The sequence below is a fragment of the Nitrospira sp. genome (assembly GCA_030692565.1).
Classification (GTDB): Bacteria; Nitrospirota; Nitrospiria; order Nitrospirales; family Nitrospiraceae; genus Nitrospira_D.
In genome coordinates, this window is record JAUYAO010000016.1 from 1 (window position 1) to 13,157 (window position 13,157).

Here is a 13,157-nt window from a genome sequence, read left to right on the forward strand (position 1 = left end):
GATCATAGGTGAAGGCCGTGATCCCGTTGATCGCATCGTGAATCTGCGTCACCCGATTCAAATTATCGTAGGTAAATTGCGTGCTCTTCCCTCGTGCATCCACGATGGCCACCAGGCGGGACACGGCGTCGTAGAATCGCAGCGTGCGGTGGCCCAAGGGATCGACGGTGGCAATGAGGTTGCCGACGTCGTCGTATTCAAAGGTGGTCGTATGGTTCAGCGCGTCGGTGACCGTGATCGGCTGGCCGAACTGGTTGTACGTGATGTTCGTCGCATGCAAGAGCGGATCGAGGGTGGTGAGCATGTTCCCGGTGACTGAATCATAGGTGAAGCGGGTGTTTTGATTCAGGGCATCCGTGATTTTCGTGGCACGGTTAAACGTCGGTTCATATTCAAAGAGGGTGGGATTCTGCTGGGGATCGAGCACCGAGTTCACGTTGCCAGCCAGATCGTAGGTAAACTTGGTCAACCGATTGAGCGGATCGCGGACTTCCATGACTTGATTCGTCGTGAAGTCGCGGGTCATGCGCGTCTGCTGGCCGAGGGCATCGACGACCGCCACGTCATGGCTACGGGTATTGAATCGATGAATGGTCTTTTTCCCACGGGGATCCGTCACCGTCGCTTGCGTGACCGTGCGATTGGTCACGACATAGTCGATCTGCGAGACGCCGCCATCGGCCAGGGTTTGCGTGACCACCGCCGGGTCGAGCGGACAATTCCCCCCGCTGCAATAGGTATTCGTCAGATAGGTGATGCCGCGCGCGTCGGTGATGGAGGCAATATTAAAGGGACCTGAGTAGCCGTAGGTGGTGACACCCCCGGCAGCATTGGCCACCGCGTGAAGGCGCGGACTCCCCCAGGGTGACGGTGAGGCTTCGTAGGTATAGGTGACGGTCCGACCTAAGGGATCGACGATCTGGCTGATGCCGCCGCCACCATATTGGAACGTGAGGGCGCGGCCGCCTGGTTCAAGAATCTGCTGAATCTGGCTCCCGCTCCGCACGATGGTGACGGTGTTCCCATTCCGGTCCGTGATGCTACGAATCCAGCCATCGGAACCGAACGTTCTGACGGTCCCATTCTTGTCGCGCAGGGTCGAACTGCCGTCTTGATTGCGCCGCGCGATCATCCCGGCCAGCAGGGGCGTGCGATCCGCCCGGTAGGTCCCGTCGGTCTGGAGCGAGAAGCGCTCACGGCTGAACCCGGCGGTATAGGTCAACGTCTGCCCGGTACCTTCGCCGGTAAGCCGGTCGTCGTAGTCCATCAAGGCGGTGTTAAAACCGAAGGCATTGGAATTCACAAGCTCACGGGCCGGAGGCATGCCACTCGAGGTGTCGGTTTTGAGACCACACCTGAATGTGTCTCTATGGGTTTCAGGTTTCTCAGCTGCCTGAATCATGACTCGGATGTTAGAGGAGCGCGTGTAGTTTGCTAAGCGTTTCTGCGACAGCGTCGAGCGGCGCGATTCCTTTCTTGACTGCCTTTCGGATCTTCCAATCCAGGCTTTTGACCTGATCTGCCAGCACAACGCTCGTATGGCTGGGTTCGTCTGTGACGACGACTTCGAATGGATAGCCCTTTTTCTGGCTGGTCATCGGGCAGCACAGCATCAACCCGCTGGCGCGATTGTAACTGGCCGGCGACAGGACGAGGGCTGGCCGATGTCCCGCTTGTTCGTGGCCAGCCTGAGGATTGAATTGCAGCCAGACGATATCTCCCCGGTCTGGAACATATCGGGGGGCTTTCATCACCAGACCTCTCGTCCGGCCGGATCACCGGTGTCGATTTCGTCGTGCACATTCTTCGATGTGATGCGTTGTACTAAGTCGTCCAATCGATAGATGCGGCGAAGGTGCGGCTTCAGGACGACATTCCCTTCCTGGACGACGATCTCAAGGTCGTCGTGGGCTTTGAGCCCCACCTGCATGGCCACACTCTTCGGCACTCGGATCGCCAGGCTGTTTCCCCATTTCTGCGCGGTCGTCTTCATCGCGATTCTCCCTATGTAGATACGGCGTAGATACTACAATGAGGTGGCAGGTGCGTCAAGCAAGGGTGCTCGGTTTCTTGAAGGGATCTCGCTTCTGCGCGGTCGGCAATGTATGGAAGCTGACGAGGGAATGTGGTGTGTGATGGAGAGGTGGCAGTAATCAGGGGGAGAGACAAGGTCTCTCTCCCCGATGAAGTCACAGCCGGATTTCGCCTACTTGGCCTGGACTAAGAATCCTTTGGACCGGGCGTTGCCGCCGCCGGCGACGACGTCGATGAACGACATACCCGCTTTCACATCGGGGACCGTGGCTTCGATAGTCGTGTCGTTGACGAAGGTGTACTCGATCTTGGCCGACCCCGCCGCGCTGAAGGCTACGCCGCGGAAACATTCTTTGCTGCCGAAATTCTCGCCCGTGATCGTCACTTTCTGGCCGGGCTTCGCTTCGTCGGGCTGGACCTTGAATATTTTCGGGCGCTTGCTCCGATCGCAGATCGGATCTTGCTCTACTTTATCGGAGCCCGACCCCTTGATGGACTCCGTGCCGTACAGCGTAAACCCCGCGCCATCGACAAAGGCTCCGTTATTGTCCTCCGCACCGGCTTGGATGGACGAGAGCGGAAGCATAAGAAACGAACCGAAGAGAACGAAAAGAGCGAGTAAAGAACGGGGCTGCATGCTGACCTCCTTAATGAAGATCTAGGGACTCGGCATCGGCACGTACGTTTCAGCAATGATGGCTTGCCCGGCAGCGGACAGCGCAAACTGCGCAAACGCCTCGACGAGAGGATTTGCCTCTTTCTTGGAGAGCAGCATGATCGGCCGGCGCAGCGGGTACCGGCCGTCTTTGACGGTCGGCGCTTCCGGCTCGATCTTATCGACCGGGAGCAGGCGCACGGCAACTCCCGTAGAGACGACTGAGAGGCCGGTACTCAGTGAAATATAGGTGACGGCGGAGAGCGGCGGGAGTGTGCCGACCACCGTCTTCACAGCTTTATCATCATGGCCGATGATTTTGGCTGTCTCCGGGATCTTTCCTGCAATGCCTAGTTGTGACTCAAACGCCTCGCGGATATTCTGATTGCGCGGGCGGTCGATCAGGAGGATTCGCGTGTCCGGCCCGCCGACGTCTGCCCAGGTCGTGAATTTCCCCGAAAAGAGCTCAGCGACCTGCTGCTTGGTGATTTCCTTGGTGAAATTGGAGAGGTGGACGAGGATGCCGATCCCGTCCCATCCAATCTGTTTGCCGGCCAGGGTTGGATCCTCCGATCCTGTGATCGCGATATGGGCCTGTCCGGACTTCACCATGTCGACTGGCTTGGAGTTGTCTTCCCACAGGAGATCGACGTAGGCCCGGGGGTTCGCTTTCTCAAAGGCGTGCGCCAGTGCTTCAATGGTGGTGTTCTCCGGCCCGTTGCCCGCGATCACCAGGCTTCCCGCCACTTCTGCATGGGAAAGGGAAGAGAAGCCCACGAGAGCTACGACGCTTACCCAACAGGCACACAGCAGTCTGACGATCATGCCAGCTCCCTTGTGGTCGAGACGTGACTGAGTCGATATGAGTGCCACCTGGTGGTCATGTGCTAGGAGTCTGCTCCTGGGCCCGATCCGGAATCGGAGGTCGACGCGGCATTGGGCTGGGGAACGTTGCGCTTGGCGTTCAAGGGGGGGAGTTTGGCGAATCGGTCCATGCGCTCGTTGAGCATCGAGCCGGCCTTCATTTCTGCGAAGCCCGGTTTGTGATCGCCTTTGACGGTTGAGGCAAAGGAGGAGAGGAGCCGCGTGGCGTCCTGCGCCTGGCAGAACGGACATTCGGTATCTTCCGGTCGCGCATGGACGGATTGCGTCGCCTCGAATGCTTTTGAGCATTGCCCGCACCGATACTCATACACAGGCATGATCGAGTTCCCTTTCTCTTGGCAGATCCGCTCCGTCGGTGAATTTTACACACGGAGGAATCCCGGCAAATACCACACCGGTGCCCTTGACCGGCCGACGAACTTTGTCTTATTGTACACAACCAAGTAGTTGAACTGCCAGCGTGAATCACAGGAGGCTGTCGATGTCGGTGTTGATTAGAAAGTACAAAGGGAACAACGGAATGATGCAGGAAGAGCGCATCGATGACGAGGATCGCATTGAACGGTATATGCGTCTCTTCGACAAAGACGATGTGAAGAAGTTGGAGACCGGAGTCAAGGTCGTCATCGAAAAAGACGAGTGGATTCTCGTTCCGTAATTCGATTGTCGGGCGGGGTCATCGAAGTATCGCCTCGGTGATTCTGTCCGGCACTCCCTTTCCAGTGTAGATTGGCCGTCATGATTTATTGGGTCCATATCGCCCGCTCCATTGATCGCGTGACGCTCCATAAAGAACGTTGCTCGGAAGTTCCCGCGAACGTCTTCTCCAGCGACTTTTGGGAGGGCGGTTGGTTCGATTACCCTGATAAAGAGCGGGCTCTTCGGGCCATGGAGCAGGCCGGGACGAACGTGCAGCGGCGCTGTGCGTTGTGTCGACCGTAAGAGGCAGTGCCGAGTTCTGAGTGCTCGGTCCTGAGTCGTTCTCTGAGATTCGAGCCCAGCACTCAGCACCCAAGTCTCAGTGCTCTTTCAATCCCATGCCCCGATTTGCGTTACTTCTGACCACTCTCATTTGGGGAGCGACCTTTCCTGCGACGAAAGCGGCGCTTGACCAAATTCCCCCCTTGTCGTTCCTTTTTTTGAGATTTCTCCTCGGGGCGGCACTCGTGGGGCTGTGCCTGGTTCTGATGGCTCGCCCGGTCTCGATGGACCGGGCGGTCCTCCGAGCCAGCGCGATCGCGACCGGATGGCTCTTTCTTGGCTATGTGCTGCAAACCGTGGGGCTCGGGTACACCACCGCGTCTAATTCTGCCTTTATCACGACGCTCTACGTCGTGTTCGTTCCGCTCATCTTGCGGCGTTTCGGCCCGCGCTCGTGGTTGGCGGCCGGGATCGCCACCATCGGCTTGTGGTGTTTGGTCAAGCCGACAACGAGCGTCAATCTAGGAGACCTGTTAACACTTGGGTGTGCACTGGCATTTGCCGCCCACATGGCCTGTCTGGAGCGGTACACGCGAGAGTTGGATGCGACGTCGTTGTTTGTCTGGCAGTTGGTCGCCATGTCCGGACTCATGTTGGTGGCCATGGCCTGGGAGCATCCGACGTTAAGCGCGTTTGAGCCCACGACGGTGTTGTTGATCGGCCTCGCGGTTACCGGAGTTTTGGCGACCCTGGCTTTTGCTGTACAGATGTGGGCGCAGCAGTTGCTCCCCGCGCAACAGGTGGCGCTCATTTTTTCACTCGAGCCGGCCTACGCGGCCTGGCTGGCGTGGTATTTTCTCGGGGAGTCGCTCGATTGGCTCGGGTGGGTCGGGAGCGGATTGATTTTGATCGCGGTGATTATTGGTTCGTTGGGGGCGAGTGTGGCTGGATCCGATCGCCCGCTCCAGATTTCACCGGCTGCATGATGAAAGGTCTTTAGCATGGCGCAGAAATTCGGGAACGGCCGGTGGGTACAGGAAGGATTTTTGGATAATCGGATCGAGGGGACTGTCGTCGGCCGCATTACCTTTGCCGCGATCGGACCGGTTGATGTCTATTTTTGTGGAGATTTTAAAGGCGAGATCGCCGGGCAGCTGATTCAGTTCCGCAACCGGCACTTTGAGGACGATGATGTGGCCGGGCAGGTCATCGGTGACATGGAGAATCCGCAGATCGGTGATGTGAATCTCATGTCCTTCGATCCCCATCCCAATCTGGTGCCGCATCCCTACATCGAATGGTTCTCGTTGCGGAAGAATCATTACCGCTTCGAGCTGGAGCCGGAAGATGCGTGGATTGTAAAGGGGGATGCAGTATTGGCCCTTGATGCGCAGAGCCAACGCATACGAGCATCGCTCGCCGGCCAAGTGGCGACAAAGCCCGCACCCGAGGAATCCGACTGGGTCTAAGTAGCGAAGACGCGCCCTCGTATCAGGCGGTGAGGGTGTCCTGTTTGCTCTTCCCCTCCCGCACGTAGTCCGGCACGTCGCGAATGTCCCACACCAACCCGACCTTCTCCATCATCTTCAGGCAGTAGTAAGTCATGTCGACTTCCCACCAATAGAATCCCTGCCTCGTTGAGGCGGGATAGTAGTGGTGGTTATTGTGCCAGCCTTCGCCCATCGTAATGAGCGCGAGAATGAAATTGTTCCGGCTGTCGTCGCCCGTCACGTAACGCTGTGAGCCAAAGACATGGGACAGCGAATTGATCGTGCAGGTGCCGTGCAGCAACGCAACGGTAGAAATGAAGAACCCCCAAATCAGCATCTGTGGGCCGTTGGTGCCGAGTCCTGGCGCATAGGCCTCAAGCAATTTCCCGAGTCCGAACATGCCAAATCCGGCAAGGGTTGGCACGAGAATGTCGAATCGGTCCAGGAATCGCAATTCTGGAAATTTAGCAAAGTCCTGAATATTTTTGAGCCGCGGCGCAAAATGCGTCCGTGAGGTAAACCAGCCGATATGCGACCAGAGAAACCCGCCTTGCCTCGGCGAATGGACATCGTCCGGTGTATCGGAGGCAATATGATGGTGCCGGTGATGCCCGGCCCACCAGAGAGGACCACGTTGGGCGCAGGAGCCACCCAGGATGGCGAAAGCGAGCTGGACGGTCCGGGAGGTTTTGAATGTGCGGTGCGAAAAGTAGCGGTGATACCAGCCGGTGATGGCAAACATGCGGAGGAAGTAAAAGACCACGGCGACCGCCACAGCCGTCCAGCTCCATCCGACCCAAATGACCCCGAGACACATCAAATGGACGGCGATCAGGGGGATGGCGCGAAGCCAGTCCATCTTCGGCACGCCGTCCGTTTTCATATATTCCAGACCCGCCCAGGAGTCGAACCAGCGAAGGACGGTCAGCCACAGATCCTGGCCTCTGGTCGGTTGTAAGGTGCTCACGTCAGACATTCGCTACCTCCAGGTCAGGGATACTTCGGCCTGGCTCGTAGGACGCCATGGGGCGAGATCCCAATTATGCTCAACGTAATCGGCGCACTTGGAGAAATCTGAAAAGGCAGGCCGCCGATATTTGCCGTTCTGGTCACGCTAATGGGGGCCAGCTTGATATCAGAATCTTATTATACATGGACTGCTGAAAAATGAAACAGCGGTTCTGATCTCCAACTTTTATTCTCTATATGTGAGTGACGAGGAGTGTCTATTGTTTTTGACGGGCGAGACATCGGCGCTTGTTGATTTGACACTCTTGCCCCTGCGTCTCTAAAATGCGCGACTCATGAACGATCGTTTCCTCAAAGCGTGCCGGCGTGAGCCGGTCGATTGTACGCCGGTCTGGTTTATGCGCCAGGCTGGTCGGTATATGTCTGAATACCGTGCACTGCGGGCCAAACATTCCATGCTCGATTTGTGCAAGACGCCCGAATTGGCCGCACAAGTCACGATGCAGCCGATCGACCGCTTTCCACTCGATGCCGCCATCATTTTCGCGGACATTCTCCTGCCGCTGGAGCCGATGGGGCTGAATCTGGAGTTTGCCGAGGGGGAAGGCCCGGTGATTCACAATCCGGTCCGTGACCGTGCTGCGGTGGAACGCCTAAAAGTGGTGGATGGCAGTGAGCTCGAGTATGTGGCCGAAGCCATCAGGCAGGCGCGTCGGGCGTTGAACGGGCGTGTGCCGCTCATCGGATTTGCCGGTGCGCCGTTTACGCTCGCGAGTTATGCGATCGAAGGCGGCGGATCGCGAAACTATCTCCACACCAAGCAGATGATGTACAGCGATCCCGCGAGCTGGCATAAGCTCATGGATAAGTTCGCGCGGGTTATCACCGGGTATCTGCGACGGCAGATCCAGGCCGGGACGCAGGCGGTGCAGCTGTTCGACAGCTGGGTCGGCTGTCTCTCGGCGGGGGATTACGCCGAGTATGTAAAGCCTCATGTCCAATTGATTTTCGACGGGCTCAAGCACGAGGGTGTTCCCCTCATCCACTTCGGCACCGGCACGACCGCAATTCTCCGGCAGATGCGCGAGGCCGGCGGCGATGTGATCGGCATCGATTGGCGCATCCATCTGGATGAAGCCTGGGCGATGGTCGGACATGATCGGGCCGTGCAAGGGAATCTGGATCCGCTGGTCCTGTTTGCGCCGCTCCATGAAATTGAACGCCGCGTCGAAGATATCTTACGGCGTGCCGGCAATCGGCCTGGCCACATTTTCAATCTCGGTCATGGCATTCTTCCGACCACACCGGTCGATCATGTGGCGGCGACGATCGACATGATCCACAAACTCAGCCAACGCTAACATCCGTCAATGGTGAATCGTCCTGCGTCAAGCGTGGGGACTCTGCCACGGTTGACGTGTGACGAATGACGAGGAGTGAGATGGCGACCCCGCAACACCCTACGGCGATTCTCCTGATGGCGATGGGAGGACCCGACTCCCTCGACAACGTTGAGCCCTTCTTGCTGGATGTCCGTGGCGGGCGTCCGACCCCTCCCGAACTCGTCGAAGAAATCCGCGAACGCTATCGCGCCACCGGTGGGAAGTCGTCGGCAGTCGGCATTACGCAAGAGGTCGCAAAGAAACTTGAACACCGATTGAATGCATCTGGAGGCGCACGGTATCGGGTGTATGTAGGTTTGCGGCATTGGCATCCCTTCATCAAGGAGACCTATGCCGAGTTGCTCGGCGAGGCTCCGGAGCAGGTCATCGGCCTCTGCATGGCGCCGCAACAGTCGTCGTTGAGCACCGGGGCCTACCGGAAAAAGGTGGAAGAGGCACGTTCCGCACTGCAGAGCACCTGCGCCGTCAGCTATGTGGGAAGCTGGAACCGGCATCCGCAACTGATTGCGGCGATCGTTGAAAATATCCGGCAGGGGCTGCTGAGATTTTCCGCGGACATCCGGAACCAGGTTCCGATTCTGTTTACGGCCCACAGTCTGCCGGAGCGGATCGTAGCCATGAAAGATCCCTATCCCGATGAGGTCAAAGGCACGGTCGATGCCATCACGGCTTGCCTCGGATCCCAGCCGACGCGGTTTGCCTACCAGAGTCAGGGGCGATCCAGTGAGCCGTGGCTGGGCCCGACCGTGGAGTCTGCGCTGGAGGCGTTACATTGCGAAGGACCTCGGCAGGTGCTCGTAGCGCCGATCGGCTTCATTTGCGATCATGTGGAAACGTTGTTCGATATCGACATTGAATTGAAGCAGTTGGCGGCGAAGAGAGGCATGCAATTAGAACGGATGTCCATGCTCAACGCCGATCCGGCACTGATTGAAACCTTAGTGTCGGTGATCGATGCCCACCAATCGTCTCAGGCACAGTAATTCGTGAGCACTCCTCGCACAGTCGTCATCGTCGGCGGCGGCATCTCGGGGCTGGCCACGGCGTTTTCTCTTCAGGAGCAAGCGGCTGCAGCCGGACAGCATATCCGCTGCATGGTGTTGGAGGCCGGGCCATCCTGGGGCGGCAAGATCGTGACGCATCGAATCGGCGACTTGACGACCGAAGCCGGGCCGGACTCCTTCCTCTCGCAAAAGCAGGCCGGGCTGGAGTTATGCCGGAAGCTGGGCCTGACCGATCAACTGATCAATACCAACGAGACCGCCAAGCGTGCGTTTGTTCTCTCGCGCGGGCGATTGCATGAATTGCCCGAGGGGCTCATCACCTTTGTGCCGAAGCAGTTGGGGCCGTTTCTCCGGAGCGGCCTCCTGAGTTGGACCGGACTGGCGCGCATGGGGCTGGACGTGGTGGTCCCGCGCGGTCCCGCACAAGGGGATGAATCGCTCGCATCATTTTTCCGGCGGCGATTCGGATCGCAAGCGTTCGAGCGAGTGTTAGAGCCGCTCATGGCCGGGATCTATGCCGGCGATGCGGATCAGATGAGTGTGAAAGCCACCTTCCCTCGATTCGTCGAGCTGGAGCAGGAATACGGCAGCATCATTCGCGGTATGATGGCCGCCAAGAAGAAGCAGCCGCCGGCTCCTGCAGGCGGACCTAAACGCACCATGTTCGTCAGTTTGCGGAACGGGCTGGGCGATCTGGTGACGGCCTTAACGGCGCGTCTCGCACAGCAGGGAGTGGAGTTGCGCACGGGCTGTCAGGTCGAGGCGTTGCGCGTGCGATCTCATGAACCGGGCCGCTGGATGTACGACCTCATTCTCAATAATGGGTCGGCGCTTTCGGCGGAGGCGCTGGTGTTGGCGACGCCCGCGTACGTGTCCGCCGAGCTGCTTCGTCCCTTGACGCCGATTGCCGGCGGGCTCTTGGAGATGATTCCCTATGCATCGACGGCGACCGTTGCCGTGGCGTTTCCCGCTCAGGCGGTTGCGGGTGCGGTGGAAGGGTTTGGATTCATCGTGCCGCGCGCGGAGGCGAGAGATCTGATTGCGGCGACCTGGACATCGCTGAAGTGGCCTCATCGGGCGCCGGCGGACCAAGTTCTGGCGCGTTGCTACGTCGGCGGGGTGGGGCGTGAAGCCATTCTTCAGCTGAGCGACGACCAATTGGTCGCGAAGATCCGGGCGGATTTGGCCGCCTTGTGCGGCATTAACGCGATGCCAACCTATGTCGAAGTGAATCGTTGGTGGAAAGCCATGCCGCAATACACGCTCGGGCATCTTGATCGTCTGACCCAACTTGATGCAGCATTGAGCCGGTACGGAGGCTTAGTGCTTACTGGCGCAGGATATCGTGGCGTGGGGATTCCTGACTGTATCCGCGATGGAGCAGTCGCAGCAGAAAAAGTGCTAGGGTATCTCTTCAAGCCCCGTCACGCTGCTTCGTCCGGCCGGAGCTGAGCGTCAAAGCGTCATACGGGTTGCACATGGTTCATATGGTTTCAATGGGACGAGGTGTATGGATAACAAGCTGACGATCTTCGATGTGAGCGGGCCGTTCCGTGAGCCGCGGGAACCGATCTTTTCCTATGACTATTCCGTTCAACGGCAGGCCTGGGCGACGCCGGTCGGGATTCGCGTCAAGGTTTCGATTCCCGATGAGCTGGATGTGTTGCGCGAGCGGTTGCTGGGACCGGTGGCGGGTTCTCCCGGGCAGCAGATGGTGATCGGCAAGGTTCTGTCGCGGACGATCGCGGATTGGAAAGTGCAAATTGCCGAGGCGGAGGGGATGCTGCTTGAGCGGCGCGATGTGATGCTCGCCCCCTTTGTGGGCCCCTTGGTCCATCTATTTCAAAAGCTTGACGCCATGTTCGAGCAGGAGAAGGCGACCTTGCGGGAAGAGGTCAGGAAACGGGTTGGCTTGTAGCAGATCGTCCCTCCTTTAAAAGCGATTGTTCATACTCCTCCGCTCAGGATGCATTCACACACAGTTTCTGGGGATACGTCTGTGGACAGCTCTATCCGGAAGCGAGGATCTGCTTGCGAGATCTGCCGACGAGCTCCCTGCCCGAGATTTAGGCATTGGGGGGTCTGCGTCGCCCCCTACTAGATCTTGTAGAGACGATCACAGCCTGAATGGCTCTTGACAAGCGTGCTGGGCCTGTGGACAGACCCTGTCAAGAAGCAGCCAAATCCACCGGATTTCATTAGAAAATCGATCGATAGCGCTTGGAATGAACGCCGGATTCGTCGGTATAGCCGAGCGATCCCTTGTCCGGCGCGCCGGTATCGTTCAGGTCGATCCGGTAGTGGCCACGCACCTCTTCCATCGTTACTTCAAAGGGAATCGCCCGCGGCAGGAGTGTCCCGGGGGCATGAGCGCCAAGCGCCAGGGTTTTGAGCGCCTCTGCTCCCGCATATTGCTTATCCGAAAACACATAAATGTCGGCGACGGCATGATCGCCGAGCGTATGTCCCGGCGTCGTGGCCGGGATATGGTCTCCCAGGGTGCCGGCCAGCCGTTCGCTCTTCAGCTGTTTTAAGAGGCCGGCCACTTGGCTATCTGTGGCTTCCGGCGGGACGACAATCGCGACCACGTTCATGTCTGTGATGTTGCTGTGGACTGTGTACATGACCGGGGCGGCTTCCGGATCTTCTACTGCCGGTCCCGCAGGGCCCTCCGTACCGGCTGCTTGTTTGTTGCGCGAGCTGGGTACGATCAACGCGACAAACAGCCAGAGGCCCAGCAAGATGGCAAAGACTACCACGAGGGGGTGGGCTCCGGCGCGCTTGCCTTCTTGATAGGGATTCTGCTCGTCGCTCATGAGGGGATATCCTTTGCCGGTATCGTGGTGCCTGGTTGCCCGGCGGCTTCACGAAGCCGACGCTTGGCGTTTTTCCAGAGCCCGTCCAATTCACTTGCCGTCATGCCGGACAGCGGACGTTGTTGTTCGGCAGCCTGGGATTCCACCAGGACAAACCGGTCGACAAAGCGGTTGGTCGAGAGCCGCAGGGCATCTTCGGGATTGACCTTCAGAAAGCGGGCGAGGTTGACGAGCGAAAAGAGCAGGTCGCCGAGTTCCCCCGCAACCTCGTCGCGGCTCGATGGGGAAGAGCCTAGCGCGGCTTCTGCTGCCAGGGCTGCTTGCAGTTCGCCGATTTCCTCCGCGATCTTCTTGAACACATCCGCGAGCCCGGTGGCATCGTGTGACCAGTCGAATCCGACCCGTGACGCCCTGGCTTGGACTTGATAGGCCCGGAGCAAAGCCGGGAGCGCTTTGGGCACTCCCTCTAACGCCGACTGGGCTCCGCCGGCGGCCTGCCGTTCGGTCCGCTTGATCTCTTCCCACTGGCTCAGGACTTGTTCGCCATTGGTCGGCGTCGTCGCCGCATCCGGATCGCCGAAGACATGCGGGTGCCGGCGGACGAGTTTCGCGGCTAAGTGGTCGACGACGTCGTCGATGGTGAAGGTGCCGGCCTCGGAGGCAATCTGACTGTGGAAGATGACTTGGAGCAGCACATCGCCGAGTTCTTCCTTGAGTTTGGCGGTGTCCCGGTGGTCGATGGTCTCCAGGACTTCATAGGCTTCTTCAAGCAGGTAGGGCTTCAGCGATTCGTGCGTTTGTTTCCGGTCCCACGGACATCCGTTGGGAGCCCGGAGGGTGGCCATAAGATCGATCAATTTAGAAAAGCGATCGGACATACGTTCCTCTATTGAGCGCCCACTCTATACCGATAGGAATGCCGGCTTCAACGGTTGTCCGTGGCTTGCGAGCTCCGGGGGCCTATGGTAGGGTACCGCGCA

The 13,157-nt window shown here is 58.6% G+C and carries 17 protein-coding genes; 8 read left to right on the forward strand and 9 right to left on the reverse strand.

Features of this window, described 5'->3' with window-relative positions; all coding sequences use genetic code 11:
* From Q8N04_03955 to Q8N04_03980, 6 genes are all read right to left on the reverse strand, one after another.
* The coding region (locus tag Q8N04_03955; protein MDP3089804.1) for a hypothetical protein at nucleotides 1-1,324 on the reverse strand (1,324 nt) is incomplete at its 3' end.
* An 88-nt stretch (nucleotides 1,325-1,412) separates the two neighbouring features.
* Nucleotides 1,413-1,751 (reverse strand): endoribonuclease MazF, encoded by a 339-nt coding sequence (gene mazF / locus Q8N04_03960; protein MDP3089805.1) that lies wholly within the window; start codon nucleotides 1,749-1,751, stop codon nucleotides 1,413-1,415.
* The gene (locus Q8N04_03965) at nucleotides 1,751-1,993 is read right to left on the reverse strand and encodes an AbrB/MazE/SpoVT family DNA-binding domain-containing protein (GenBank protein MDP3089806.1); all 243 of its coding nucleotides are present in this window, start codon (nucleotides 1,991-1,993) and stop codon (nucleotides 1,751-1,753) included. The genes mazF and Q8N04_03965 overlap by 1 nt, the downstream gene beginning before the upstream one ends.
* Before the next feature lie 213 nt (nucleotides 1,994-2,206).
* Nucleotides 2,207-2,671, reverse strand: coding sequence for an IPT/TIG domain-containing protein (locus Q8N04_03970; GenBank protein MDP3089807.1), 465 nt, complete (start codon nucleotides 2,669-2,671; stop codon nucleotides 2,207-2,209).
* Nucleotides 2,672-2,692: 21 nt separating this feature from the next.
* Nucleotides 2,693-3,514: a substrate-binding domain-containing protein gene (locus tag Q8N04_03975; protein ID MDP3089808.1), complete on the reverse strand. Its 822-nt coding sequence runs from the start codon at nucleotides 3,512-3,514 to the stop codon at nucleotides 2,693-2,695.
* A gap of 62 nt (nucleotides 3,515-3,576) precedes the next feature.
* Nucleotides 3,577-3,891: a zinc ribbon domain-containing protein gene (locus Q8N04_03980; protein MDP3089809.1), complete on the reverse strand. Its 315-nt coding sequence runs from the start codon at nucleotides 3,889-3,891 to the stop codon at nucleotides 3,577-3,579.
* 164 nt (nucleotides 3,892-4,055) lie between these two features.
* Between Q8N04_03980 and Q8N04_03985 the strand changes: the two genes are divergently transcribed.
* The 4 genes from Q8N04_03985 (at nucleotide 4,056) to Q8N04_04000 (ending at nucleotide 5,964) form a co-directional block, all read left to right on the forward strand.
* Nucleotides 4,056-4,232, forward strand: a complete 177-nt coding sequence (locus Q8N04_03985; protein ID MDP3089810.1) for a hypothetical protein — start codon at nucleotides 4,056-4,058, stop codon at nucleotides 4,230-4,232.
* A gap of 80 nt (nucleotides 4,233-4,312) precedes the next feature.
* Nucleotides 4,313-4,516 carry a hypothetical protein gene (locus Q8N04_03990; GenBank protein MDP3089811.1) on the forward strand — a complete coding sequence of 68 codons (204 nt, stop codon included), beginning with the start codon at nucleotides 4,313-4,315 and terminating at the stop codon, nucleotides 4,514-4,516.
* Between the two features lie 95 nt (nucleotides 4,517-4,611).
* Entirely contained in the window at nucleotides 4,612-5,481 is an 870-nt protein-coding gene (locus tag Q8N04_03995; GenBank protein ID MDP3089812.1) for a DMT family transporter, read from the forward strand.
* A gap of 15 nt (nucleotides 5,482-5,496) precedes the next feature.
* On the forward strand, nucleotides 5,497-5,964 hold the full coding sequence (locus Q8N04_04000; protein MDP3089813.1) for a hypothetical protein: 468 nt from the start codon (nucleotides 5,497-5,499) through the stop codon (nucleotides 5,962-5,964).
* 22 nt (nucleotides 5,965-5,986) lie between these two features.
* Here the strand turns inward: Q8N04_04000 and Q8N04_04005 are convergent, their stop codons facing one another.
* Complete coding sequence (locus tag Q8N04_04005; protein MDP3089814.1) at nucleotides 5,987-6,961, reverse strand: acyl-CoA desaturase; 975 nt, start codon at nucleotides 6,959-6,961, stop codon at nucleotides 5,987-5,989.
* Nucleotides 6,962-7,289: 328 nt separating this feature from the next.
* Between Q8N04_04005 and hemE the strand changes: the two genes are divergently transcribed.
* The 4 genes from hemE (at nucleotide 7,290) to Q8N04_04025 (ending at nucleotide 11,279) form a co-directional block, all read left to right on the forward strand.
* The gene (gene hemE / locus Q8N04_04010) at nucleotides 7,290-8,315 is read left to right on the forward strand and encodes a uroporphyrinogen decarboxylase (protein ID MDP3089815.1); all 1,026 of its coding nucleotides are present in this window, start codon (nucleotides 7,290-7,292) and stop codon (nucleotides 8,313-8,315) included.
* 80 nt (nucleotides 8,316-8,395) lie between these two features.
* Entirely contained in the window at nucleotides 8,396-9,340 is a 945-nt protein-coding gene (gene hemH, locus Q8N04_04015; GenBank protein MDP3089816.1) for a ferrochelatase, read from the forward strand.
* 3 nt (nucleotides 9,341-9,343) lie between these two features.
* On the forward strand, nucleotides 9,344-10,813 hold the full coding sequence (hemG, locus tag Q8N04_04020; GenBank protein MDP3089817.1) for a protoporphyrinogen oxidase: 1,470 nt from the start codon (nucleotides 9,344-9,346) through the stop codon (nucleotides 10,811-10,813).
* 58 nt (nucleotides 10,814-10,871) lie between these two features.
* Nucleotides 10,872-11,279, forward strand: a complete 408-nt coding sequence (locus Q8N04_04025; protein ID MDP3089818.1) for a hypothetical protein — start codon at nucleotides 10,872-10,874, stop codon at nucleotides 11,277-11,279.
* A gap of 280 nt (nucleotides 11,280-11,559) precedes the next feature.
* On the opposite strand, the gene Q8N04_04030 is transcribed toward Q8N04_04025, so the two are convergent.
* Both Q8N04_04030 and mazG read right to left on the reverse strand, forming a co-directional pair.
* Nucleotides 11,560-12,177, reverse strand: coding sequence for a hypothetical protein (locus tag Q8N04_04030; protein MDP3089819.1), 618 nt, complete (start codon nucleotides 12,175-12,177; stop codon nucleotides 11,560-11,562).
* A complete protein-coding gene (mazG, locus tag Q8N04_04035; protein ID MDP3089820.1) occupies nucleotides 12,174-13,055 on the reverse strand; it encodes a nucleoside triphosphate pyrophosphohydrolase in 882 nt (293 codons plus the stop codon). Before mazG ends, Q8N04_04030 begins: the two co-directional genes overlap by 4 nt.
* Nucleotides 13,056-13,157 lie beyond the last annotated feature (102 nt).

Excerpts from the sequence above, each read along its gene's own strand:
- mazF (MDP3089805.1), bottom strand. The coding sequence starts at position 1,751 with ATGAAAGCCCCCCGATATGTTCCAGACCGGGGAGATATCGTCTGGCTG.
- Q8N04_03965 (MDP3089806.1), bottom strand. The coding sequence starts at position 1,993 with ATGAAGACGACCGCGCAGAAATGGGGAAACAGCCTGGCGATCCGAGTG.
- Q8N04_03970 (MDP3089807.1), bottom strand. The coding sequence starts at position 2,671 with ATGCAGCCCCGTTCTTTACTCGCTCTTTTCGTTCTCTTCGGTTCGTTT.
- Q8N04_03975 (MDP3089808.1), bottom strand. The coding sequence starts at position 3,514 with ATGATCGTCAGACTGCTGTGTGCCTGTTGGGTAAGCGTCGTAGCTCTC.
- Q8N04_03980 (MDP3089809.1), bottom strand. The coding sequence starts at position 3,891 with ATGCCTGTGTATGAGTATCGGTGCGGGCAATGCTCAAAAGCATTCGAG.
- Q8N04_03985 (MDP3089810.1), top strand. The coding sequence starts at position 4,056 with ATGTCGGTGTTGATTAGAAAGTACAAAGGGAACAACGGAATGATGCAG.
- Q8N04_03990 (MDP3089811.1), top strand. The coding sequence starts at position 4,313 with ATGATTTATTGGGTCCATATCGCCCGCTCCATTGATCGCGTGACGCTC.
- Q8N04_03995 (MDP3089812.1), top strand. The coding sequence starts at position 4,612 with ATGCCCCGATTTGCGTTACTTCTGACCACTCTCATTTGGGGAGCGACC.
- Q8N04_04000 (MDP3089813.1), top strand. The coding sequence starts at position 5,497 with ATGGCGCAGAAATTCGGGAACGGCCGGTGGGTACAGGAAGGATTTTTG.
- Q8N04_04005 (MDP3089814.1), bottom strand. The coding sequence starts at position 6,961 with ATGTCTGACGTGAGCACCTTACAACCGACCAGAGGCCAGGATCTGTGG.
- hemE (MDP3089815.1), top strand. The coding sequence starts at position 7,290 with ATGAACGATCGTTTCCTCAAAGCGTGCCGGCGTGAGCCGGTCGATTGT.
- hemH (MDP3089816.1), top strand. The coding sequence starts at position 8,396 with ATGGCGACCCCGCAACACCCTACGGCGATTCTCCTGATGGCGATGGGA.
- Q8N04_04025 (MDP3089818.1), top strand. The coding sequence starts at position 10,872 with ATGGATAACAAGCTGACGATCTTCGATGTGAGCGGGCCGTTCCGTGAG.
- Q8N04_04030 (MDP3089819.1), bottom strand. The coding sequence starts at position 12,177 with ATGAGCGACGAGCAGAATCCCTATCAAGAAGGCAAGCGCGCCGGAGCC.
- mazG (MDP3089820.1), bottom strand. The coding sequence starts at position 13,055 with ATGTCCGATCGCTTTTCTAAATTGATCGATCTTATGGCCACCCTCCGG.